Origin of the sequence: Lentzea sp. DG1S-22 (assembly GCF_036321065.1) — a bacterium.
Lineage (GTDB): Bacteria > Actinomycetota > Actinomycetes > Mycobacteriales > Pseudonocardiaceae > Lentzea > Lentzea jiangxiensis.
In genome coordinates, this window is the sequence record NZ_CP143276.1 from 6,753,499 (window position 1) to 6,775,968 (window position 22,470).

Here is a 22,470-nt window from a genome sequence, read left to right on the forward strand (position 1 = left end):
AAGATTTCGCCCGTGTCCACGGAGAACGCGCCCGCAGAAGGTGTCACCGCGCCCGCCAAGCGCCCCCGCGTCCTGTCCGGCATCCAGCCGACGGCCGGGTCGTTCCACCTCGGCAACTACCTGGGTGCGGTGCGGCAGTGGGTCGCCTTGCAGGAGGCGCACGACGCGTTCTACTGCGTCGTCGACCTGCACGCGATCACCGTGGAGCAGGACCCGAAGGTCCTGCGCCAGAACACGCGCGTCTCGGCCGCGCAGCTGCTCGCCCTGGGCATCGACCCGGACCGCGCGACGCTGTTCGTCCAGTCCCACGTCCCGGAGCACGCCCAGCTCGGCTGGGTCATGCAGTGCCTGACCGGGTTCGGCGAGGCGTCGCGGATGACGCAGTTCAAGGACAAGTCCGCGCGCCAGGAGCAGTCCGTCGGCGTGGGCCTGTTCACGTACCCGATCCTGCAGGCCGCGGACATCCTGCTGTACCAGGCGCACTACGTGCCGGTCGGCGAGGACCAGCGCCAGCACCTGGAGCTGACGCGCGACCTCGCGACGCGCTTCAACTCCCGCTACGGCAAGACGTTCCGCCTGCCCGAGCCGTACATCGTCAAGGACACGGCCAAGATCTTCGACCTGCAGGACCCGACCTCGAAGATGAGCAAGTCGGTGCCCGGTGGCGTCGTGGAGCTGCTCGAGGACCCGAAGCGCTCGGCCAAGAAGATCCGCTCCGCCGTCACCGACACGGGCCGCGAGGTCCTCTTCGACGCCGAGAACAAGCCGGGTGTGTCGAACCTGCTGACGATCTACTCGGCGCTGACCGGCCGCACGGTCGAGTCGCTGGTCGCCGACTACGACGGCAAGGGCTACGGCGACCTGAAGAAGGACCTCGGCGAGGTCTTCACCGAGTGGGTCACGCCGGTCCAGCAGCGCGTGAAGACGTACCTCGACGACGTGGCGTCGCTGGACAAGATCCTGGCCCGTGGTGCCGAACGCGCCCGCGAGGTCGCCGCCGGCACGTTGCGCCGCACGTACGACAAGATCGGCTTCGTTCTGCCCGAGTAGTGCGCTTGCACTAGCGTCTTCGCCGTGGACAAGTGGCGGCGGAAGTACGCGTGGTTCGACCACATCATTCGTGCGTACGAGCGCTACGACCAGAGGTACGGCGCGCAGCACGCCGCTGCGGTGACGTACTTCAGCGTGCTCTCGCTCGTGCCCATCCTGATGATCGGGTTCGCCGTCGCCGGTTTCGTGCTGCAGTCGCAGCCGGACCTGCTGGCGTCGCTGCGGCAGAGCATCGCCGAGGCGGTGCCGGACGCCCCGCTGCGCGAGCAGATCAACGAAGCCGTGGACACCGCCCTGGACTCCAAGGGCACCGTCGGCGTCATCGGTCTGCTCGGTGCCGCCTACTCCGGTCTCGGCTGGATGAGCAACCTCCGCGACGCCCTGACGGCGCAGTGGGGCCAGGCCAAGGGGGAGCTGCCGTTCCTCGGCACGCTCTGGCGCGACGTGCTGTCGCTGGTCGGCCTGGGCCTCGCGATCGTGCTGTCGTTCGGCATCACGGCCCTCGGCACCGGGTTCGCCGAGCTGGTCCTGCGCTGGATGGGGCTGCAGGACGCCGGCTGGGCGCACGTCCTGCTGCGGATCGGCACGATCGTCCTGTCGCTGCTCGCGAACTGGCTCGTGTTCCTGTGGGTGCTCTCCCGGCTGCCGCGCAAGCCCGTGGGGTGGCGCAGCGCGATCCGCGGGGCGTTCGCCGGCGCGGTCGGGTTCGAGGTCCTGAAGCAGACGGCGACGGTCTTCCTGTCGTTCACGACCAAGTCGCCGACCTCGGCCGCGTTCGGCTCGGTCATCGGTGTGCTGGTGTTCGCGAACCTGGTGGCCCAGTTCATCCTGTTCATCACGGCCTGGACGGCCACCGCGCGGGAGAACCAGGAGCCGGAGGTCGTGAAGGCGCCTCCGCCCGCGGTGATCCAGCCCGTGGTGTCGGTGCGGCAGGGGCCCTCCCCGTCGCTGATGCTCGGGGCGGGCGCGCTCGCGGGTGCGCTGCTCGGGTTCCGGTGGCGCCGCAAGTAGTCCCTGACGCTCCCCTGGACGAGAACGGCCCCGGCGCGTGTGCGCCGGGGCCGTTCTCGCGTGCCTCAGAAGCCCTGTGCCGCCTGCTGCTGGGCCTGGCGGCGTGCGCGCGCCGCCTTGGCCCGCTTGTTGCGGACGAAGAGGACCAGGCCGGCCAGGAGGCCGAGGCCCGCGGCCGCCGTGATCGGGAGGCCGACGGTGCCGAACGCGGTCGGCGTCGGGCGGCCCGTCTTCGCGTCGACGGCGGCCTCGTCGCCCGCGTCGGTGTTCTGCTGGGTCGGGACGACGTTCGGCTTCGGCTGCGGGGCACCGTCGACGAGCTTGCCGACACCGCCGGGGCCCATCGCGAAGCCGTAGTCGAGCAGCTTCGCGGCCTGGGCGTCGATGCGCGTGGGCGTCTGCTGCCCGCGCAGCAGGACCACGACGAGACGGCGGCCGTTGCGCTCCGCGGCACCCACGTAGGTGTGCTGCGAGTCGTCGGTGAAGCCGGTCTTGCCGCCGAGCGCGCCCTGGTAGCTCGTGAGCAGGCGGTTGTCGTTCTGCAACATGATCGTTCCGCCGTTGCGGCCGGGGAACTGCGACTGCTGCAGCTTGATCGCCTGCGCGAACTCCTCGTACTTCATCGCGCCGCGGAAGATCAGGGCGACGTCGTAGGCCGACGTGCTGGTGCCGGGGCCGTCGAGGCCGGACGGCGTCACGGCGCGCGTGTCGAGGGCGCCGAGCTCCTTGGCCATCGCGTTCATCTTGCGCAGGGCGTTCGGCACGCCGCCGAGCTGACGCGCCAGCGTGTGCGCCACGTCGTTGCCCGAGGTGAGCAACAGGCCGTGCAGCAGCTGGCGGACCGTGTACTGGCCGCCGTCGCGCAGGCCGATGCAGGTGCACTCCTGCTGGGTGTCCTCGGCGCTCGCGGTGACGACCAGGTCGCCCCGCAGCTCCTTGGCGACGACCATCGCGAGGAGCACCTTCATGATGCTCGCCGGGCGCTGACGGCCGTGCGGGTCGTACGCGGCGAGGACGGCACCGCTGTCCATGTCCGCGAGCAGCCACGTCGCCGCGGTGATGCCGCTGGGCGGCTGCGCCGAGTTCGGCGGCAGGATCAGTCCGCACTCGCCGAGGCGATCACCACCGATGGGCTTCTCCGGCACCTCGAGCGGCGTCGGGGCCTTCTGTCCGGGAGCCGGTTGCTCGGACGTGTCGACCGGGGGCGGCGGGGTCTCGCGGTTAGCGCACTGCGCCGTGCCGGCGGCCTGCTGTGCGGTGCCGGTCGGTGCGGCGAACGCGGCGGTGGCCGTTGCTAGGACCAGGGCGACGATGAGCCGTTGGGTGAAGGGCACGCCTCCAGGCTATCCACCCCCGTTTAGAGGCTTGCACGCACCACGTCCGATACTGGTCGCCGTGAAGCTCTCGCGCCCGATGTCACTCTTCCTGGTGGCTTTCGGAGTGTGGTCGTGGGTGATCTGGCCCACGTTCCTGAAGAACATCTGGAAGGACCCCCGTTCGTTCGGCGACGGACCTACCGCGTTCTTCACCGTGCACCTGGTGCTCGTGATCGCCTCGCTCGTCTTCGGCACCGTCATCGGTGTCCTGGGCGTGCGCGGTTACCTCGCCACCCGACGTCGATAAGGACAACGCTGTGGAGTTCGTACGCCTGCTGCTGGTGTTCCTGCACCTGCTGGGCATGGGCATGCTCGTCGCGATGATCATGTTGCAGGCCAGGGCCGGCAAGGGCGCGCCGGTCAACAAGGGCTGGCTGCACGGCGCCGCGCTGCAGCTGCTCACCGGCATCGCGCTGGTCGGCATCGACCCCCTGGTCGACTCGGTGGAGTACGACCACGTCAAGATCGGCGTGAAGCTGCTCGTCGTCGTCGCCATCGCCGCCGTCGTCGCGATCAACGTGAACAAGCCGAAGGCGCCGTCCTGGCTCCTGCCGACCGCCGCCTCGCTGGTCGTCCTCAACGTCGGTGTCGCCGTCTTCTGGACCTGATCGGGCGGTGTCGCCCGCACTGGCGGGTGACGTGGGCGTTCTTCCCGAGCGACTTGCTGTACCGGCGCGCAACCATCCGTGGCATGTCACGTATCGCCTATATCGGTGTGCTCACCGCCGGCGCGGTGTTGACGGTCGTCGCACTGCACGGTGCCACCCCGGAAGCCTCGGCCTCCGGGGACGGCCGGGTGTGCGCCGCTGCGTGGTGCCCGCAGGAACGCCCGGCATGGCGCGCGCCGTCGCCGCGAGGTGAGGAGCCTCCGACGTCGTCGACGACCACGCCCACGACGACGACTTCGAAGACCAAGCACACGAAGCCGTCCACGACCACGTCCACCACTACCACGACCACGTCGTCGACCAAGACCTCTTCGACGACCAGTCCGCCGACCTCGACGTCCACGACGACGTCCGGGTCGACGACCCCATCCACGACGACGTCCGGGTCGACGACCTCGTCCACGACGACGTCCGGGTCGACGACCTCGTCCACGACGACGCCGGTGACCACCACCACGTCCGGCACGAAGACGTCACCGGTGACGACGACCACCACGTCGCACACCACCCCGCACACGTCGACGACCAAGAACGTCGCGTCGCCTCCGGTGCACCACCAGGACAACCGCCTGGCCGACACCGGCGCCTCGACCACGTGGATGCTCCTGCTCGGCGTGCTGCTCCTCGTGGGCGGCGCGGCACTGCTGATGATCGAGCGCGCCAGGCGGCTCACCCGCCGCTGACTGTCGGTGTTCCTCGTCACACTGGTGACGTGCGAATCGAACACCTGCGTGAACGCAGCGATCTCGGCGTCATCAGTGCCGGCGCCGTGAAGTCCCTGGGCGTCTCGAACCCCTGGCGTCGATGCGCCGCGGGCGGGCCGTGGCAGCGCATGTACCCCGGTGTCGTGCTGCTGCACAACGGCCCGCCCACCCCGGAGCAGCACCTGACCGCGGCCCTGCTGCGCGCGGGCCCGGGGGCCGTGGTGACCGGCGCCGAAGCCTGTCGCCGCCACGGTCTCCCCGCCCGCGGCCAGGAGATCCACCTCCTGGTGCCGGGCTCCGTGCGCGGCAGCGGCCGCCTGATCCTCGAACGCGTGTGCCCGGTGCCCCCGGCCGCGGACGTGGGCGGCTTCCCCGTCGTGTCCTGCGCCCGAGCCGTGGTCGACGCCTGCCGCCGGCTCCGTTCCGCGGACGAGGCGACCGCGCTCGTGGCCGCCGCCATCCAGAAGGGCCGCTGCTCGCCGTCGGACCTGGCCGCCGAGGCCCGCGTCAACCGCTACGGCACCGCGCTGGTCCGCGCCGTCCTGGAGGAGCTGGGGCGTGCGGAATCGGTGGCGGAGCGGGACGCCCGCCGGTTGTCGCGCCGCATCCGGCTCCCCACCGCGCACTGGAACGTCACGCTCGCCGGCGCCGATGGCGTCATCATCGGCCGGCCGGACGCCTGGTACGACGACGTGGGCCTCGCCTGGGAGATCGACTCGCGGGCGTTCCACTACGGGCCGCGTGACTACGAACGCACCTTGGCGCGCAACAGCCGGTACGCCGCTGCCGGGATCCTGGTGGTGCAGACGTTGCCCACCCGGTTGCGGGACAACCCGGAGGCGGTGGCCGCGGAGTTGAGGAAGGCGCATCGGGCGGCGGCCGCTCGGCCTCGGCCCCCGGTGCGCATCGTGGAGGTGAGCTGACGGCGGCTTCCCGGTCCCGAGGACGCCAAGGCACGGTGCGCGCACAGGTCGCGTGCCACAACTGTGACACCCCGCACCACGCAGCGCCGAACCCCGCCACCCCGCACAAAGGCGAGGCGCCGCGCCCCCACCGGGAGCGCGGCGCCTCGAAGCACCCGAGAAGAACCTCAGACGCGCTTGAACAGCAGCGCCCGCTTCACTTCCTGGATCGCCTTCGTCACCTGGATGCCACGAGGGCAGGCGTCGGTGCAGTTGAACGTGGTGCGGCACCGCCACACGCCGTCGATGTCGTTGAGGATGTCGAGCCGCTCCTCAGCGCCCTCGTCGCGCGAGTCGAAGATGAACCGGTGCGCGTTCACGATCGCGGCGGGCCCGAAGTACGAGCCCTCGGTCCAGTAGACCGGGCACGACGTGGTGCAGCAGGCGCACAGGATGCACTTCGTCGTGTCGTCGAACCGCTCGCGGTCGGCGACGGACTGGATGCGCTCACGCGTCGGCTCGTTGCCGTAGGTCACGAGGTACGGCTTGACGGCGCGGAACGCCTCGAAGAACGGCTCCATGTCGACGAGCAGGTCCTTGTTCACCGGCAGGCCCTTGATGGGCTCGATGGTGATCGTGGTCTGCTTGTCGCCCTTGAGCAGCAGGTCCTTCAGCAGGACCTTGCAGGCCAGGCGGTTGACGCCGTTGATGCGCATGGCGTCGGAACCGCAGATGCCGTGGGCGCAGGAGCGGCGGAACGTCAGCGTGCCGTCCACGTACCACTTGATGTGGTGGAGGAGGTTCAGCACGCGGTCCGAGGGGAGCGCGGGGATGTCGAACGAGTCCCAGCGCGGCTCGTCGTCGACCTCCGGGTTGAACCGGCGGATCTTGACGGTGACCGTGACAGCGCCGTCCGGAACCGGCGGCTGGGAGCCGCGCGAGCCAGCAGTGGTTTCAGCGGTGGCGGTCATCAGTACTTGCGCTCCATCGGCTTGTACCGGGTAAAGGTCACGGGCTTGTAGTCGAGGCGGATGTCCGCCGAGAGACCCTCGCCCTGCTTGTAGAACATGCTGTGGCGCATGAAGTTCGTGTCGTCGCGGTTCGGGTAGTCCTCGCGGGCGTGGCCGCCGCGGGACTCCTTGCGCGCCAGGGCGCCGACGACCAGGACCTCGGCGAGCTCCAGCAGGAAGCCGAGCTCGACGGCCTCCAGCAGGTCCGTGTTGAAGCGCTTGCCCTTGTCCTGCACGGAGATGTGGGCGTAGCGCTCCTTCAGGGCCTGCACGTCGTGCAGGGCCTGCTTCAGCGTGTCCTCGGTGCGGTACACGGACGCGTTGGCGTCCATGGTGGCCTGCAGCTCGGTGCGGATGTCCGCCACGCGCTCCTGGCCGTGCTCCGACAGCGCCAGCGCGACCTGGGCCTCGACGGCCGCGGCCGGGTTCTCCGGCAGGTCCACGTGCGACTCGCGGGACAGCGCGTACTCCGCGGCGGCGATGCCGGCGCGGCGGCCGAAGACGTTGATGTCCAGCAGCGAGTTCGTGCCCAGGCGGTTCGCGCCGTGCACGGAGACGCAGGCGCACTCACCCGCGGCGTAGAGGCCGGGAACGACGTTGTCGTTGTCCCGCAGCACCTCGCCGTGGATGTTCGTCGGGATGCCGCCCATCGCGTAGTGCGCGGTCGGGTAGACCGGGACGGGCTCGTGCACCGGGTCGACGGCCAGGTACGTGCGCGCGAACTCGGTGATGTCCGGCAGCTTCGTCTCGAGGACCTCGGCACCGAGGTGCGTGCAGTCCAGGAGCACGTAGTCCTTGTTCGGGCCGGCGCCACGGCCCTCGAGCACCTCGAGGGCCATCGAGCGGGCCACGATGTCGCGCGGCGCCAGGTCCTTGATGGTCGGGGCGTAGCGCTCCATGAACCGCTCACCCGAGGCGTTGCGCAGGATCGCGCCCTCGCCTCGCGCGCCCTCGGTCAGCAGGATGCCGAGACCGGCGAGGCCGGTCGGGTGGAACTGGTAGAACTCCATGTCCTCCAGGGGCAGGCCCTTGCGGAAGACGATGCCCATGCCGTCGCCGGTCAGCGTGTGGGCGTTCGACGTGGTCTTGAAGACCTTGCCGAAACCACCCGTGGCGAACACGACGGACTTGGCCTGGAAGACGTGGATCTCGCCGGTCGCGAGCTCGTAGGCGACGGCGCCGGTGCAGACCGGGCCGTTCTCCGTCTCGGTCAGGCAGATGTCGAGCACGTAGAACTCGTTGAAGAACTCGATGCCGTGCTTGACGCAGTTCTGGTAGAGCGTCTGCAGGATCATGTGACCGGTGCGGTCCGCGGCGTAGCAGGCGCGGCGCACGGCGGCTTCACCGTGGTTGCGCGTGTGGCCGCCGAACCGGCGCTGGTCGATCTTGCCCTCGGGCGTGCGGTTGAACGGCAGGCCCATCTTCTCGAGGTCGAGGACCGCGTCGATGGCCTCCTTCGCCATGATCTCGGCGGCGTCCTGGTCGACCAGGTAGTCGCCGCCCTTGATCGTGTCGAAGGTGTGCCACTCCCAGTTGTCCTCCTCGACGTTGGCGAGGGCGGCGCACATGCCGCCCTGGGCCGCGCCGGTGTGCGAACGCGTGGGGTAGAGCTTGGTGAGCACCGCGGTGCGGGCGCGCTGGCCGGACTCGATCGCCGCGCGCATTCCGGCACCACCAGCGCCGATGATGACTACGTCGTACTTGTGGAACTGCATTGTGGTGGGCTCCCCGCGCGGGTCAGTTCGAGATGTTCGGGTCGAAGGTGAAGATCACGAACGTGCCGAGCGAGATGATCAGGACCATCGACACGTAGAGCAGCATCTTCAACCAGAACCGGGTGGAGTCCTTGCGGGCGTAGTCGTTGATGACCGTGCGCACGCCGTTGCCGCCGTGGATCTGCGCGAGCCAGAGCATCGCGAGGTCCCAGAACTGCCAGAACGGAGACGCCCAGCGGCCGGCGACGAAACCGAAGTTGATCTTGTGGACGCCGCCGTCCAGGATGTTCATGATGAACAGGTGGCCCAGGACCAGGACCACGAGCAGCAGGCCGGAGAGGCGCATGAAGAGCCAGCTGTAGAGCTCGCCGTTGCTGCGGCGCGCCGAGGGGCGCCGGGGCGAGCGGGGCTTGTCGAGTGCGAGGGACATGGCTCAGTGACCCCCAAGCAGGTCGGAGATCGTGCGCTCCATCATGAAGTAGAAGCCGGGGATCATCACGAGCACCCAGACGCCCAGCACGGTCCAGAGCATGGCCCGCTGGTACTTGGCGCCCTTCTCCCAGAAGTCCACCAGCATGACGCGGATGCCGTTGAGGGCGTGGTAGAGCACCGCGCCGACCAGGCCGACCTCGAAGAGGTTGACGACCGGGTTCTTGTAGGTCTCGATCACCGCGTCGTACGCGTTGGGGGACACCCGCACCAGGGCGGTGTCGAGCACGTGGGTGAAGAGGAAGAAGAACGTGAGGACACCGGTGATCCGGTGGGCGACCCAGGACCACATGCCCAGATCACCGCGGTAGAGCGTCCCACCCCCTCGGGTGGTGCCCGACCGCTCGGGTGCGCCTGCGCTGGTCATGCGCCGCGGCCTCCAACGTCAGTGGTGGTGTGGTCGGCGAACAAGTCCGTTCTCGTCCGACCATGACCGGAAAATCCTAGTCCCGCACGTTGGAACACTCACAGCAGGCACACCCGCTCTGTGATCGATGAGACACGCTGTCGATCCACCAAGCGGTCTTTATCGATCCGGAAATGCGGTGCACGCCACAGGGGGACGGCGGCCCGGTCTCCGCCGCGGACCAGGCCGCCGTCCTCGGCAAAGGCACTTGCCGCCTACTGCACGACGCGAATCCGGGCATTGGTTCAACGGCACCGCAACGTTTTGTCGATCATCCGAGCAGATCGGCGAGCGCCGTTGGGCCGTTTGGACGACGATTGGAGCCTAGAAGCGGCGGAAGTGGACTTTTCGCCACGGGGTGAACACGAGTGATCACCACTCGTGCGGCCAAAGCGTCGAATGCGTAACCGATAGGGGTCTTTGTAGGTGCTGGCGGCAACGGGGTTGGTTACTAAGAGGTACGGTGCCGCGTCTAGGACCCAACAACGTCGTTGGGGAGGAACCTCAGGGAGGAGACGAGCCGTGCGTCGTCGTATGCGTGGTGTCGCGGTCGCCGCGATCGCGTTGACCAGCGTGATGACTATGGCCGCCTGCGCGAAGGACTCGGGTGGCGGCAGCAACAACGGGAGTGCCGGTACCGGCGCCGCCTGCGAGTTCGCCGAGGCTCCGTCCGCGCCCGCCACCTCGAACACCAGCGCCGCCAACGGTGACAAGGTGGACGCGAGCGCGCTGAAGATCGGTCTGGCCTACGACATCGGTGGCCGTGGCGACGCGTCGTTCAACGACTCCGCCGCCGCCGGTCTCGACAAGGCCATCGCGGACATGGGCGTGAAGAAGGAGAACACCCGCGAGCTCTCCGCCGCCCCGAACGAGGACGAGTCCGCCAAGCAGACCCGCCTGCGCCAGCTGGCGTCCGAGGGCTTCAACCCGATCATCGGTGTCGGCTTCGCCTACGCCGAGTCGCTGAAGGTCGTCGCGCCGGAGTTCCCGAACGTCAAGTTCGGCCTGGTCGACTCGGCCGTCGAGGGCGCGACCAACGTCACGCCGCTGCTCTTCGCCGAGCAGGAGGGCTCCTTCCTGGCCGGCGTCATCGCCGCGTACCAGAGCAAGAAGTGCCACGTGGGCTTCGTCGGCGGCGTCGAGATCCCGCTGATCCAGAAGTTCGAGGCCGGCTACGTCCAGGGTGCGACGACCGCCGCCCCGAAGGTCAAGGTCGAGAAGAAGTACATCACCCCGGCCGGTGACTTCACGGGCTTCCAGGACGCGCCGAAGGGCCAGGAGGCCGCGAAGGGCCAGATCGACAAGGGCGCCGACGTGATCTACCAGGCCGCCGGTGCGTCGGGCAAGGGCATCTTCTCGGCCGCCAAGCAGGCGGGCGCGCTGGCGATCGGCGTCGACTCCGACCAGTACAACCAGGCGACCGTCGCCGACACCAAGGACGTCATCGTCTCGTCGATGCTCAAGCGCGTCGACGTCGCGGTCTTCGACTTCATCAAGGCCGTCGCGAAGAACGACCTCGCGTCGCTGCCGAAGGTCTTCGACCTGAAGGTCAACGGTGTCGGCTACTCCACGTCGGGTGGCAAGATCGACGCGAAGCTGCAGGGAATCCTCGAGGGCTACAAGGCCCAGATCATCGAGGGCAAGATTCAGGTCAAGGACAAGCCGTAGTCCGAAAGCCACACACCACCGGGCCCTGTGAGGATTTGCCCCTCACAGGGCCTGGTGCGTGGTAGGAGGAGCACTCGACGATGAGCAGTTCCACGTCCGCACGGACGGACGATCCCCCCGCTGTGGTGCTCACCGGCATCACCAAGCGGTTCCCCGGTGTGGTCGCCAACAGCGACGTCCACCTGACCGTCCGCCGTGGCGAGGTGCACGCGCTCTGCGGTGAGAACGGTGCCGGCAAGTCCACCCTGATGAAGATCCTCTACGGCATGCAGCCGCCGGACGAGGGCACCATCGAGGTGAACGGCGAGCAGGTGCGGTTCCGCACGCCGTCGGACGCCATCAAGGCCGGGATCGGCATGGTGCACCAGCACTTCATGCTCGCCGACAACCTCACCGTCCAGGAGAACGTCGTCCTGGGCGCGGAGGCGTTGCACGGCATCGGCCAGAAGGCCCGCAAGCGCATCATCGAGCTCTCCGGCAAGACCGGGCTGAACGTCGACCCCGGCGTGCTCGTCGAGCAGCTCGGTGTCGCCGACCGCCAGCGCGTCGAGATCCTCAAGGTGCTCTACCGCGGCGCCAAGGTGATCATCCTGGACGAGCCGACCGCCGTGCTCGTGCCGCAGGAGGTCAACGAGCTCTTCGACACCGTCCGCGGCATGCAGGAGCAGGGCTACACGTTCCTGTTCATCTCCCACAAGCTCGACGAGGTCCGCGCGATCGCGGACTCGGTCACGGTGATCCGCCGCGGCACGACCGTGGGCAGCGCGGACCCGAAGACCGTCTCGTCGCGGCAGCTGGCCGAGATGATGGTCGGCAGCGAGCTGCCCAGCCCGGAGACCCGCGAGTCCACCGTGACCGACGAGGTCGTGCTGGACGTCCGGGGCCTCAAGCTGATGACCCCCGACGGCTCGCGGCCGATCCTCGACGACGTCGACCTGGTGGTCCGCTCCGGCGAGGTCGTCGGCATCGCCGGTGTCGAGGGCAACGGCCAGACCGAGCTCGTCGAGACGATCATGGGCATGCGCAAGGCCGGCAGCGGCACGATCACGCTGCTCGACGCCGACCTCACGAAGCTGGGCACGCTCGCCCGGCGCGAGGCGGGCATCGGCTACGTGCCGGAGGACCGCCACCGCCACGGCCTGCTGCTCACGCAGCCCCTCTGGTACAACCGGATCCTCGGCTACCAGACCCGCAAGCCCACGTCCAAGGGCATCTGGCTCGACACCGACGGCGCGAAGAGGGACACCGAGCGGATCGTCGCGGACTTCGACGTCCGCACGCCCGGCATCGACGTGCCCGCCGCCGCCCTGTCCGGTGGCAACCAGCAGAAGCTGGTGGTCGGCCGCGAGCTGTCCGGTGACCCGAAGCTGCTGATCGCCTCCCACCCGACCCGCGGTGTGGACGTCGGCGCGCAGGCGCTGATCTGGGACGAGATCAAGCGCGCCCGCGCCGCCGGTCTCGCGGTCCTGCTGATCTCCGCCGACCTGGACGAGCTGATCGGCCTCTCGGACACGATCAAGGTCATGCTGCGCGGCCGCCTGGTGGCCGACGCCGACCCGAACACCGTCACGCCCGAGGACCTCGGCAGCGCGATGACCGGTGCGGGTGCGACGAGTGCTTCCGTGCAGGAGACCGGCACTGCGCACGGAACCGCGGTAGTTGAGGAAGGCGCGAACTGATGGGACACCTGCGCGGCAAACTCCTGCCGCCCGCGTTGGCGATCGTCTTCTCGATGCTGCTGTGCGGCGTGGCGCTCGTCATCTCCGGCGCGAACCCGCTCAGCGCGTTCGGTGCGATGGTGACGCAGGTCGGCAAGGGCTCGACGCTCGTCGACATCGTCAACTCGACGGGCATCTACTACATCGCGGCGCTCGCGGTGGCGATCGGGTTCCAGATGAACCTGTTCAACATCGGTGTCGAGGGCCAGTACCGCGTCGCGGCGGTCATCGCGGCCGTCGTCGGCGGCTCGATCGCGCTGCCCCCCGGCATCCACACGCTGGTGATCATTATCGTGGCGGCGCTCGCCGGTGCCGCCTGGGCCGCGATCCCCGCGATCCTCAAGGTGACCCGGGGCGTCAACGAGGTCATCTCGACGATCATGATGAACGGGCTGGCGATCGGCCTGTCCGCCTACCTGATCCGCCGGGACGTCTTCGGTGAGCTGCGGGGCAACAACATCCGCACCGCCGAGATCCCGGAGAGCGGCTGGATGCCCGGCATCAGCTTCGGTGGCGGCGGCACGATGTTCGGCTTCATCTTCGTGGCCATCGCCCTCGGCGTCGGCTACTGGGTGATGATGAACAAGACCCGGTTCGGCTTCGAGCTGCGGGCCTCGGGCGAGTCGTCCACCGCCGCCTCGGCCGGTGGCGTCAACGCCAAGAAGATGGTGCTCGTCTCGATGCTGCTCTCCGGGGCCATCGCGGGCCTCATCTCGCTGCCGGAGCTGCTCGGCCGCGACCACACGTTCAGCCTGAACTTCACCGCGGGTATCGGCTTCTCGGGCATCGCGATCGCGCTGCTCGGCCGCAACCACCCCGGTGGCATCGCTTTCGGCGCGCTGCTCTGGGCGTTCCTCGACAAGTCGGGCCTCGCGCTCGACAACGTCGGCGTCCCCAGGGAGATCGTCACCATCATGCAGGGCTCGATCGTCCTGTCGGTCGTCGTCGCCTACGAGGTGGTGCGCCGCTTCGAGCTCGCCGCCGAACAGCGCCGCGTCGGCCGCGAGCTCGGAACTGTCGGAGGTGCCGCGTGATCACGACGATGGAGGAGAAGCCCCACGTCCCGGCGGCGCCTCGCAAGCGCAAGATCCCCGGCTGGGCGGTCGGCATGCTGGGCGTCGCGGGCGCGATCGTGCTGCTGTCGACGACGTCGTACCTGACGGGCTTCCCGCAGCTCACGTCGTCCGGCACGACGCAGACGGCGGTCCGCCTCGCGCTGCCGATCCTGCTCGCCGGTCTCGGCGGTCTGTGGGCGGAACGCGCCGGCGTGGTCAACATCGGCCTCGAGGGCATGATGATCATGGGCACCTGGGGCGCGGCGTGGGCCGGCTACCAGTGGGGTCCGTGGGCCGCGGTCGTCGCCGCCGTCGTGTTCGGCGCGCTGGGCGGGCTGCTGCACGCGATCGCGACGGTCACGTTCGGCGTCAACCACATCGTCTCCGGTGTGGCGATCAACCTGCTCGGCGCCGGCCTGACGAAGTACCTGTCGACGCTGATCTTCCTGCCGCTGTCGAACAACCCGCGGCAGTCGCCGCCGGTCACGCCGTTCGACACGTACTCGGCGGCGGGCTTCGCCGACTGGCTGGGCGAGCTCGAGGCGGGCCAGCGCGTGTTCATCTCGGACGTCGCCGGCATCCTGCGCGGCCTCGTCACGGGTGTCTCGCCGCTGACGATGCTCGCGATCCTGCTGCTACCGCTGTCGTACTACCTGCTCTGGCGCACCCGCTTCGGCCTGCGCCTGCGCTCGGTCGGCGAGAACCCGCACGCGGCGGACTCGCTGGGCGTCAAGGTGTACTTCCACAAGTACGTGGCCGTGATCGTCTCCGGTGGTCTCGCCGGTCTGGGCGGCGCTGCGCTGGTGCTGAACCCCGGCCAGCTGTCCTACCTGGAGGGCCAGACCGGTGGCCGCGGCTACATCGGCCTCGCCGCGATGATCTTCGGCAACTGGCGGCCCGGTGGCCTGCTCGGCGGCGCGGCGCTGTTCGGCTACGCCGACGGCCTGCAGCTGCGCTCGGGCGGCGAGACCGTGCTCGGCCTCGTCTACGGCGTGGTGATCCTGCTCGGTGTGATCGTGGTGTGGCAGCTGGTCCGCCGGAAGTGGTTCTCCGCCGCTGCCGCGATCGTCGTCGCCGTGCTGCTGTACCTGCTGTACGTCAGCCTCGACGAGATCCCGAGCGAGTTCGTCTCGTACGCGCCGCACATGGTGACGTTGGCCGTGCTGGCCGTGGCGTCGCAACGGCTGCGGATGCCCGCGGCCGACGGCCTGGTGTACCGCCGTGGCTGAGGTCGACTGGGACCTGCTCCGGGCACGGGCGGTGGAGGCGGCGTCGTTCGCCCACTGCCCGTACTCGGGACTGCAGGTCGGCTCCGCGGCCCTGTGCGACGACGGCCGCATCGTGACCGGCTGCAACGTCGAGAACGCCTCCTACGGGGTCGGGCTCTGCGCCGAGTGCGCGATGGCGGGCCAGCTGCAGCTCACGGGCGGCGGCCGGTTCGTCGCCGTCGCCTGCCGGTCCGGTGCCGGTGAGCTGCTGATGCCGTGCGGGCGGTGCCGTCAGGTGCTGTACGAGCTGGGCGGTCGCGACTGCCTGGTGGACACCCCGTCCGGGATCCTGCCGATGTCGTCGGTGCTGCCGGACGCGTTCGGACCGGAGGACCTGCCGTGAGCCTTTCCGCAGTGGACGTCATCCGCGCCAAGCGCGACGGCCGTGCGCTGTCGGACGCCGAGATCGACTGGGTCGTCGACGCCTACACGCGCGGCGTCGTCGCGGACGAGCAGATGTCCGCGCTGGCGATGGCGATCTTCTTCAACGGGATGACCGCCGCCGAGACCGCGCGCTGGACGCAGGCGATGATCTCGTCGGGTGAGCGGCTGTCGTTGCACGTCGACCGCCCGACCGTGGACAAGCACTCGACGGGCGGCGTCGGCGACAAGATCACGCTGCCGCTGGCACCGCTCGTCGCCGCCTGCGGCGCCGCCGTGCCGCAGCTGTCCGGCCGCGGCCTCGGCCACACCGGCGGCACCCTGGACAAGCTGGAGTCGATCCCGGGGTGGCGGGCCGCGCTGTCCACCGGTGAGATCCTCGACCAGCTGTCCTCGGTCGGTGCGGTCGTGTGCGCCGCCACCGAAGGACTCGCTCCGGCGGACCGCAAGCTCTACGCGTTGCGGGACGTCACCGGGACCGTCGAGGCCATTCCGCTGATCGCCTCCTCGATCATGTCGAAGAAGATCGCCGAAGGTGCCGAGTCGCTGGTGCTGGACGTGAAGGTCGGCTCCGGCGCGTTCATGAAGGACCTGCCCTCCGCCCGTGCCCTCGCCGAGGCCCTGGTGGCCATCGGTGTCGAGCACGGTGTGCGGATCTCGGCCCTGCTGACGGACATGTCCGTGCCGCTGGGCCGTGCCGTCGGCAACGCGGTCGAGGTGGCCGAGTCCGTCGACGTGCTGCGCGGCGGTGGCCCCGCCGACGTCGTCGAGCTGACCGTGGCGCTCGCGTCGGAGATGCTGTCGCTGGCCGGGATCTCCGCCGACCCGGCCGCCGTGCTGGCCTCCGGCGAGGCGTACGAGGTGTGGGCGCGGATGATCCGGGCCCAGGGCGGCGATCCGGAAGCTCCGCTGCCGGTCGCCGCACACCGCCACGTCGTGGAGGCACCGGCCTCCGGTGTGCTGTCCACTTTGGACGCCTACCGCGTCGGGGTGGCGGCGTGGCGGCTCGGCGCCGGCCGGGCGCGCAAGGAGGACCCGGTGCAGGCCGGTGCCGGCGTGCTCTGCCTCGCCAAGCCCGGCGACGTCGTCGAGGCCGGGCAGCCGCTGCTGGAGCTGCGCACCGACACCCCGGACTCCGTCGCCGGCGCCCTGCAGGCGCTGGAAGGTGCCTACTTCGTCACGGACTCCGCGGCGGAGCGGTCGCCGCTGGTGATCGACACCATCCGGGGCTAATCCACGAGCGAGCCCGCCAGGGGCGACCTGTCCTGCTTCCACACCACGCACAGGACCTCCTGGCGGCCCGGCGCGGCGGCGTCGTTGTAGGCCTCCCACTCCTTCTGGGTGGGCACGAGGCCGGTGAAGCCGAGCGGCTCCTGGATCTTCGGCTCGATCACCTTGAACTGCTCGGTGCAGTAGTTCTCCGTGAAGTCCGCCAGCCACTTCAAGCCGGGGTAGGCGGTGTCCTTCGGCTTGTCCCACAACGGGGTCGCGGCCGAGAAGAGCTGGATGCCGTGCGGGCCGTCGCACGGCACGTCCGACCTCACCGGCGAACCCTGGATGAGGAAGTCCTTGGCGCACTGCGTGCCGGAGATGTTCCACTCGGGCACGTCCCCGCCGCGGCCGAACGTGGCGATGCGGCGGGACGGCAGCGGCGCGCCGACCGGGAGCTGCGAGGCCTCGGTCCACTCGGTGGAGTTCTGCTCGCCGGAGCCGGGGTTCGTGGTGCTCGGGCCCGCGTTGGTGGTGTCCTTCGGCTTGAAGGCCTGGTACCCGGCGAACGCCGCACCTGCGAGCACCACGGCGCCGATCGCGATCGCGCCGGCCACGACGAGCTTGTTCTTCTTGCGACCGCCGTTCTTCTGCTGCTGCGGCGGCGGAACCGGCGCCGTGCCCTGCACGATCGCGACCAGCATCTGACGTGCCTGGGGCGCGGTCAGGCGTTGCGCGGGGTCGACCGTGAGCAGCCCGTGGATGACCTGCGCCAGCGCGGGCGAGGCCAGCCGCAGCACCGGCGGCTCGTTCATGACGGCGTGCAGCGTCGACGCCGTGGACGTCCGCTCGAACGGGCTGATGCCCTCGACGGCGTTGGCGATCGTGACGCCGAGCGCCCACAGGTCCGACGCGGGCGAGGCCTCCCAGCCGCTCAGCCGGTCCGGCGACATGTACGCGGGTGACCCGACGATCCCGCCGTTGTGGGTGAGCCGCGGGTCGTCCATCGCCTGCGCGATGCCGAAGTCGGTGAGCTTCACCGCCCCGTCCGGCCGCACCATGACGTTGCTGGGCTTGACGTCCCGGTGCACGATCCCGGCCTGGTGCGCCGCCTCCAGCGCCCCCAGCACCTGCAACGCGACCCCGGCCATCCAGGTGGAGTCGCGCGGCCCGTGCCGCTGCACGAGGCTGGCGAGGTCGAGCGCGTCGACCAGTTCCATCGCGAGGTAGGTGCGCCCGTCCTCGCGGACGACGTCGTAGACGGTGACGACCGCCGGGTGGTTCAGCCTGCCCGCGGTCCGCGCCTCGCGGAGCATGCGCTCCTCCAGCACGGTGCGTTCCTCGGCGGCGATGCCCTGCGGCGGGTGCAGCTCCTTGAGCGCGACCGCGCGGTCCAGCAGCTGGTCCTGGGCGCGCCACACGACACCCATCGCACCTCTGCCGAGCTCGGCGAGCAGGGTGTAGCGGTTGGCGACGACTCGGTGTCGCTGCTGCACGGACTACTCCTTTCGGATGTCCCCCGATGCGGCGAGCATAGCTTCGGTCGTCTAAGCGCTCTCCCGGTAGTCACGTGCCGCGCGCCGCGGGTTCGACCGGAGCACGCGTCTCATCCGGCTTGCCGGTCGCCGGAAAGCGGAACGGTCCCGGAGCGACGCTGCTCCGGGACCGTTCCTCGTGGAGGGCTCAGGCGATCAGGCGCCCTCGGCCGCCAAGTCGTCGTCGTCCATGTCCTTGCCGCCGCCCGCGGGCTTCGGGCCGCCGTTCTTGCGGGTGCGGCGCTGCGGGCGGGGCAGGGCGGTGGGCGGCGGGGGAGGCGTGGGCGAGCCGCCGCCGAGGATGAGCTCGGCGAAGGTGGCCATGGCCTCGTCCAGCTGGCCGCCGATGCGCAGTTCCGACTCCTGGTTCGACTTGCGGACCAGGGACTGCAGCGCGTCGGTGTCCGGGCGGGCGCCGACGGTCTCGGCGACCTTCGAGAGGCTCGCGTCGACGCTGCCGCCGAGCTCGGAGATCCGGGCGGCGAAGCCGTCCTCGACCTTGTCCAGGCGGTTGGTCATGTTGTCGAGCTGCGAGGTGACGAGCTCCAGGCGGCGGGCCAGGGACTCGAGGCGGTCGGCGGCGTCGACCTGGTCGCGGGACTGCTCGATCGCCGCGTACAGGGCGGTGCGGGCCTCGTCCAGCTTGCCGTTGACGACGTCGCGCGTGTCGGCGACGGCGGAGGCGAGCTCGGTGCGGGTCTCGGCCAGCGACGACGCCAGGGCGTCGCGGGTCTCGGCGACCGTGCCGGCCAGCTCGCCGCGGGTCTCCGCCACGGCGCCGGACAGCTCGGTGCGGGTCTCGGCGAGCGCGCCCGCCAGCTGGTCGTGGCGGTCGGTCACCGCGGTCACCAGCTCGGCGCGGCTCTCGGCGACGGCGGCGGCCAGCTCGGCGCGCGCGGCGGCGAGGGCGTCGCGCTGCTCGTCGGCGCGGCCGTGGATGCCCGAGAACGACTCGGCGAGGATCTTCTGCAGCGCCTCGCGGGTGCCGTCGAGGTGCTCGTGCACGCCCTCGTCGACCTCGTCGAGACGGCCGCGCAGCGCGGCTTCGAGGGCCTCGACGCGCTCGCGCAGCGGGGTGGTGACCGCGCCGGGGATCGCGTCGACCTTGCCGTCCTGCTTGTCCAGGTGGCCGTCGAGGTCGTCGATGCGCTTGTGGATGCTGGCGAGCTTGTCCTCCAGCCCGTCCATGCGGCCCGCGACGCCCTCGAAGCGGCCGGCGACGCCGTCGAGGCGCCCGTCCAGCTGCGCGAACGGCTTGGCGAGCTTGTCCACCAGGGCGTCGACCGCGCGACCGATGCCGGCGACGGCGTTGTCCTGGGCCTCCAGCTTGGCGAGGGCCTCGTCCAGGCGCTCCGCGAGAACGCTGACCTCAGTGCGGTCCGGGAGCTCCGACAGGCGCTTGCGGACCGAACCCAGCGACTCCAGAGGCGACATCCGGGCGTGGATCTCGTCCAGCGCGTCGAAGATCTGCTGCTGCTCGCTCTCACGGATCTCCGCGGCGCGCGTGAGCATGTTGCGCATCCGATCGAAGCTCATCGTGGAGTTGTTGTTCTCTGTCACGGCTGAGTGCCTTCGTCCAAGGGGAGGGGAGACCACGGGAGCCTATCCGCGTCGCGGCACGACTCTGTACCACCCCCGACGGAAAAAGGCAGGGCGCGGACGGCGGACTAACCTGATCAGGCTACCTGACTACGCTGAACGCCAAGTCACCGGCCGAAAGCGCACAGTAGCCACTGGTGATGTTCCTACCTTGGGGTGACTCAAGCGCCGCCTTGGTTGCAGAAAGTTGCTGATCACGGATCTGCAACAACGGTGAACGAGCACATGATCATACCGCCGCGAAGATCGTTTCGGTCGACGCTGAAGCGGCGTGTCGCCTGGAGTAACGTGTAGTGATGTCCACGCCGCTTACCTTGGAGACCATCCGCAGCGCGCCGAAGGTGCTGCTGCACGACCACCTCGACGGTGGCCTCCGCCCGCAGACGGTGATCGAACTCGCCGATGCCTCCGGCTACCGGGGCCTGCCCACCACCGACGCGGGCGTCCTCGGCGACTGGTTCCGCGACAACGCGAACTCGGGTTCGCTCGTGCGCTACCTCGAAGGCTTCGCCCACACGTGCGGCGTCATGCAGGACGAGGCGTCCCTGGTCCGCGTCGCCGCCGAGGCGGTCGAGGACCTGGCGGCCGACGGCGTCGTCTACGCCGAGATCCGCTACGCCCCCGAGCTGAACACCGAGAAGGGCCTCTCCCTGGAGCAGGTCGTCGAGGCCGTCCAGGAGGGCTTCCGCGCCGGCACCGCCCGCGTCGCCGAGACCGGCCGCACGATCCGCGTCGGCACGCTGCTCTGCGCCATGCGCCAGAACGAGGGCTGGCTGCGCATCGCCGAACTGGCCGTCCGCTACCGCGACCTCGGCGTCGTCGGCTTCGACATCGCGGGTCCCGAGGCGGGCTTCCCTCCCACCAGGGGCCTCGACACGTTCGAGTACCTGCGTCAGCAGAACGCGCACTTCACCATCCACGCCGGCGAGGCGTTCGGCCTGCCGTCGATCTGGGAGGCGATCCAGCACTGCGGCGCCGAACGCCTCGGCCACGGCGTGCGGATCGTCGACGACATCAAGGCTTCCGACGATGACGGCACCGTCCAGCTGGGCCGCTTGGCCGCGTACGTCCGCGACCGCCGCATCCCGCTGGAGATGTGCCCGACCTCGAACCTGCAGACCGGTGCCGCCCGGACGCTCGCCGACCACCCGATCGGCCTGCTCGCCAAGCTGCGGTTCCGCGTCACCGTCAACACCGACAACCGCCTGATGAGCGACTGCACGCTGTCGAGCGAGTTCGCCGCGCTGGCCGAGACGTTCGGCTACGGGTGGGCGGACCTGCAGTGGTTCACGATCAACGCCATGAAGTCGGCGTTCATCGGGTTCGACGAGCGGCTCGCGATCATCAACGAGCTGGTCAAGCCGGGGTACGCGGCGCTGACCGCGCAGTCCTGAACGGCGAAGGGCCGCTCACGTGCGTGAGCGGCCCTTCGCGTCGGACGGGGATCAGTTGACGTTGAGCCGGTCCTCGAACTTCGCCTGCAACTCGCGGAACGCGGCCACCTCGGCGTCGTAGGGAGCGGACGGCGCGAGGCGCGTCGGGTCCGGGGACACGACGAACGACACGAGCCAGCCCAGCGACTCGGACGAGGCGAGCGCGTCCTTCACGGACTCGTCCTCGGCCCACTCCGCCGCGTCCTCGAACAGTTCGACGGCGAGGTCGAGCTGCTGCGGGTCGAGGGAGTCGGGGCCCTCCTCCATGTCCTCGGCGATGCCGGTCAGCACGTAGACGTTGTCGTCGTCCACCTCGACGTCGAGCTCGCCCGCGGTGGCCTTGACCTTGATGTCGTTCCAGGTCTCGACCTCGGCCAGGTCGTGCTCGTCGTTCTCGGCGACGAAGCGGCTCAGCGCGCGCGGCGAGCCGAAGACCTCGATCTTGCCCCGGCGGCCCAGGAACACCGGGTCGTCGCCGAGGTAGCAGCGCAGCGTGTAGAACTCGCCGGCGGACGTGATGATCTTGATGGGGTCGACGCCGACCTCGGCCCAGAAGCCGGTGGGCTCCTCGGTCTCGTCGTCGGAGTCCTCCGAGGGGGAGTCGACGGCGGCGGCGGCGGCCGTCTCGGCCTCGAGCGCGGCCAGCTCCTCCTGCGCGACGGCGAGCTCCTTGTCCGGGACGTCCGGCGTGTTCACCACGCCGTCGATCGCGTCGAGGACCTCGTCCCACTTCTCGGAGACGACCTCGGAGAGCTCGGCCCACAGCTTCGCGCCGTCACGGCCGCTGAACGGCAGCGTGCCCTGCGGCAGCAGCGAGAAGCCCTCGGCGCTGTCGAGCACCTCGTGGACCTTCTCCAGGTCGCAGACCTCCGCGAGCGAGCGCACGATCGCGATCACGTCGGCGAGCTCGCCGATGGTCCAGGTGTCCGGGTCCTCCGCGACGAGCTCGGGCACGCCGACGAGGTCGAACTGGTGGTTGTCGTCCGGGGACAGGTCCGCGACACCCAGCGACGGCACGACCGGCCACGCGGGGTGATCGGTCAGGTCGTGCTCCTCGGCGGTGCGCACGAAGGCGGCGAGGTGCGCGGCGTCGGGGAAGACGAACAGGTCTTCCTCGTCGCCGAGGAACGCCTCCCACTCCTCGCCCTTCTCGCGCCAGCGGGGTGCCCACAGCGTGACCACGTCACCCTGCGTCAGCCCCAGCTCGATGGGGACGATGTCCTGCGCCATCCTGACCTCCCGGTCACGCCTGCCTGATGCCGTCGACGAGCCT

The 22,470-nt window shown here is 69.9% G+C and carries 22 protein-coding genes; 13 read left to right on the top strand and 9 right to left on the bottom strand.

The genetic code is table 11. The features are described from left to right. The first annotated feature begins 12 nt into the window (after positions 1-12). Positions 13-1,050: a tryptophan--tRNA ligase gene (trpS, locus tag V1227_RS31990; protein ID WP_329788987.1), complete on the top strand. Its 1,038-nt coding sequence runs from the start codon at positions 13-15 to the stop codon at positions 1,048-1,050. 24 nt (positions 1,051-1,074) lie between these two features. Continuing rightward, positions 1,075-2,061, top strand: coding sequence for an inner membrane protein YhjD (yhjD, locus tag V1227_RS31995; protein WP_329788988.1), 987 nt, complete (start codon positions 1,075-1,077; stop codon positions 2,059-2,061). Between the two features lie 65 nt (positions 2,062-2,126). On the opposite strand, the gene V1227_RS32000 is transcribed toward yhjD, so the two are convergent. After that, positions 2,127-3,395: a D-alanyl-D-alanine carboxypeptidase family protein gene (locus V1227_RS32000; RefSeq protein ID WP_329788989.1), complete on the bottom strand. Its 1,269-nt coding sequence runs from the start codon at positions 3,393-3,395 to the stop codon at positions 2,127-2,129. 61 nt (positions 3,396-3,456) lie between these two features. Between V1227_RS32000 and V1227_RS32005 the strand changes: the two genes are divergently transcribed. Then, a complete protein-coding gene (locus tag V1227_RS32005; RefSeq protein WP_090094830.1) occupies positions 3,457-3,684 on the top strand; it encodes an SCO4848 family membrane protein in 228 nt (75 codons plus the stop codon). A gap of 10 nt (positions 3,685-3,694) precedes the next feature. After that, the gene (locus V1227_RS32010; protein WP_329788990.1) at positions 3,695-4,045 is read left to right on the top strand and encodes a hypothetical protein; all 351 of its coding nucleotides are present in this window, start codon (positions 3,695-3,697) and stop codon (positions 4,043-4,045) included. A gap of 97 nt (positions 4,046-4,142) precedes the next feature. Here V1227_RS32010 and V1227_RS32015 read toward each other — a convergent pair whose 3' ends face one another. Beyond that, the gene (locus tag V1227_RS32015; protein WP_329788991.1) at positions 4,143-4,601 is read right to left on the bottom strand and encodes a hypothetical protein; all 459 of its coding nucleotides are present in this window, start codon (positions 4,599-4,601) and stop codon (positions 4,143-4,145) included. Here V1227_RS32015 and V1227_RS32020 point away from each other — a divergent pair. Then, entirely contained in the window at positions 4,585-4,788 is a 204-nt protein-coding gene (locus V1227_RS32020) for an LPXTG cell wall anchor domain-containing protein (RefSeq protein WP_329788992.1), read from the top strand. The two genes, V1227_RS32015 and V1227_RS32020, sit on opposite strands and share 17 nt — an antisense overlap. Before the next feature lie 29 nt (positions 4,789-4,817). Further along, on the top strand, positions 4,818-5,732 hold the full coding sequence (locus V1227_RS32025; protein WP_329788993.1) for a hypothetical protein: 915 nt from the start codon (positions 4,818-4,820) through the stop codon (positions 5,730-5,732). Positions 5,733-5,899: 167 nt separating this feature from the next. On the opposite strand, the gene V1227_RS32030 is transcribed toward V1227_RS32025, so the two are convergent. The 4 genes from V1227_RS32030 to sdhC are packed head-to-tail and all read right to left on the bottom strand — an operon-like array spanning position 5,900 to position 9,292. Beyond that, positions 5,900-6,682, bottom strand: a complete 783-nt coding sequence (locus V1227_RS32030) for a succinate dehydrogenase iron-sulfur subunit (protein WP_090094833.1) — start codon at positions 6,680-6,682, stop codon at positions 5,900-5,902. Continuing rightward, positions 6,682-8,436, bottom strand: a complete 1,755-nt coding sequence (gene sdhA / locus V1227_RS32035) for a succinate dehydrogenase flavoprotein subunit (protein ID WP_236215885.1) — start codon at positions 8,434-8,436, stop codon at positions 6,682-6,684. The genes V1227_RS32030 and sdhA overlap by 1 nt, the downstream gene beginning before the upstream one ends. A gap of 22 nt (positions 8,437-8,458) precedes the next feature. Next, positions 8,459-8,866, bottom strand: coding sequence for a succinate dehydrogenase hydrophobic membrane anchor subunit (locus V1227_RS32040; RefSeq protein WP_090094835.1), 408 nt, complete (start codon positions 8,864-8,866; stop codon positions 8,459-8,461). A gap of 3 nt (positions 8,867-8,869) precedes the next feature. Continuing rightward, on the bottom strand, positions 8,870-9,292 hold the full coding sequence (sdhC, locus tag V1227_RS32045) for a succinate dehydrogenase, cytochrome b556 subunit (protein WP_090094836.1): 423 nt from the start codon (positions 9,290-9,292) through the stop codon (positions 8,870-8,872). Between the two features lie 573 nt (positions 9,293-9,865). Between sdhC and V1227_RS32050 the strand changes: the two genes are divergently transcribed. The 6 genes from V1227_RS32050 (at position 9,866) to V1227_RS32075 (ending at position 16,654) form a co-directional block, all read left to right on the top strand. Next, positions 9,866-10,999, top strand: coding sequence for a BMP family lipoprotein (locus V1227_RS32050; RefSeq protein ID WP_329794159.1), 1,134 nt, complete (start codon positions 9,866-9,868; stop codon positions 10,997-10,999). A gap of 80 nt (positions 11,000-11,079) precedes the next feature. After that, on the top strand, positions 11,080-12,678 hold the full coding sequence (locus V1227_RS32055; protein ID WP_329788994.1) for an ABC transporter ATP-binding protein: 1,599 nt from the start codon (positions 11,080-11,082) through the stop codon (positions 12,676-12,678). After that, positions 12,678-13,751, top strand: a complete 1,074-nt coding sequence (locus V1227_RS32060) for an ABC transporter permease (protein ID WP_329788995.1) — start codon at positions 12,678-12,680, stop codon at positions 13,749-13,751. The genes V1227_RS32055 and V1227_RS32060 overlap by 1 nt, the downstream gene beginning before the upstream one ends. A gap of 8 nt (positions 13,752-13,759) precedes the next feature. Next, positions 13,760-15,001 (top strand): ABC transporter permease, encoded by a 1,242-nt coding sequence (locus V1227_RS32065; protein WP_329794160.1) that lies wholly within the window; start codon positions 13,760-13,762, stop codon positions 14,999-15,001. Then, complete coding sequence (locus tag V1227_RS32070; protein WP_090067213.1) at positions 14,994-15,383, top strand: cytidine deaminase; 390 nt, start codon at positions 14,994-14,996, stop codon at positions 15,381-15,383. The genes V1227_RS32065 and V1227_RS32070 overlap by 8 nt, the downstream gene beginning before the upstream one ends. Continuing rightward, the gene (locus tag V1227_RS32075; RefSeq protein ID WP_329788996.1) at positions 15,380-16,654 is read left to right on the top strand and encodes a thymidine phosphorylase; all 1,275 of its coding nucleotides are present in this window, start codon (positions 15,380-15,382) and stop codon (positions 16,652-16,654) included. The genes V1227_RS32070 and V1227_RS32075 overlap by 4 nt, the downstream gene beginning before the upstream one ends. On the opposite strand, the gene V1227_RS32080 is transcribed toward V1227_RS32075, so the two are convergent. Further along, on the bottom strand, positions 16,651-18,126 hold the full coding sequence (locus V1227_RS32080; RefSeq protein WP_329788997.1) for a serine/threonine-protein kinase: 1,476 nt from the start codon (positions 18,124-18,126) through the stop codon (positions 16,651-16,653). The genes V1227_RS32075 and V1227_RS32080 overlap by 4 nt on opposite strands. A 195-nt stretch (positions 18,127-18,321) precedes the next feature. Next, the gene (locus V1227_RS32085) at positions 18,322-19,701 is read right to left on the bottom strand and encodes a hypothetical protein (protein ID WP_329788998.1); all 1,380 of its coding nucleotides are present in this window, start codon (positions 19,699-19,701) and stop codon (positions 18,322-18,324) included. 359 nt (positions 19,702-20,060) lie between these two features. Between V1227_RS32085 and V1227_RS32090 the strand changes: the two genes are divergently transcribed. Continuing rightward, positions 20,061-21,158 carry an adenosine deaminase gene (locus V1227_RS32090; RefSeq protein WP_329788999.1) on the top strand — a complete coding sequence of 366 codons (1,098 nt, stop codon included), beginning with the start codon at positions 20,061-20,063 and terminating at the stop codon, positions 21,156-21,158. 51 nt (positions 21,159-21,209) lie between these two features. Here V1227_RS32090 and V1227_RS32095 read toward each other — a convergent pair whose 3' ends face one another. Further along, entirely contained in the window at positions 21,210-22,427 is a 1,218-nt protein-coding gene (locus tag V1227_RS32095) for a primosomal protein (RefSeq protein ID WP_329789000.1), read from the bottom strand. Between the last annotated feature and the right edge of the window lie 43 nt (positions 22,428-22,470).

Bases quoted from the DNA above. Each gene is read 5' to 3' on its own strand.
- V1227_RS32030 (WP_090094833.1), bottom strand. From the start codon at position 6,682: ATGACCGCCACCGCTGAAACCACTGCTGGCTCGCGCGGCTCCCAGCCG.
- sdhA (WP_236215885.1), bottom strand. From the start codon at position 8,436: ATGCAGTTCCACAAGTACGACGTAGTCATCATCGGCGCTGGTGGTGCC.
- V1227_RS32040 (WP_090094835.1), bottom strand. From the start codon at position 8,866: ATGTCCCTCGCACTCGACAAGCCCCGCTCGCCCCGGCGCCCCTCGGCG.
- sdhC (WP_090094836.1), bottom strand. From the start codon at position 9,292: ATGACCAGCGCAGGCGCACCCGAGCGGTCGGGCACCACCCGAGGGGGT.
- V1227_RS32050 (WP_329794159.1), top strand. From the start codon at position 9,866: ATGCGTGGTGTCGCGGTCGCCGCGATCGCGTTGACCAGCGTGATGACT.
- V1227_RS32055 (WP_329788994.1), top strand. From the start codon at position 11,080: ATGAGCAGTTCCACGTCCGCACGGACGGACGATCCCCCCGCTGTGGTG.
- V1227_RS32060 (WP_329788995.1), top strand. From the start codon at position 12,678: ATGGGACACCTGCGCGGCAAACTCCTGCCGCCCGCGTTGGCGATCGTC.
- V1227_RS32065 (WP_329794160.1), top strand. From the start codon at position 13,760: ATGGAGGAGAAGCCCCACGTCCCGGCGGCGCCTCGCAAGCGCAAGATC.
- V1227_RS32085 (WP_329788998.1), bottom strand. From the start codon at position 19,701: ATGAGCTTCGATCGGATGCGCAACATGCTCACGCGCGCCGCGGAGATC.
- V1227_RS32090 (WP_329788999.1), top strand. From the start codon at position 20,061: ATGTCCACGCCGCTTACCTTGGAGACCATCCGCAGCGCGCCGAAGGTG.
- V1227_RS32095 (WP_329789000.1), bottom strand. From the start codon at position 22,427: ATGGCGCAGGACATCGTCCCCATCGAGCTGGGGCTGACGCAGGGTGAC.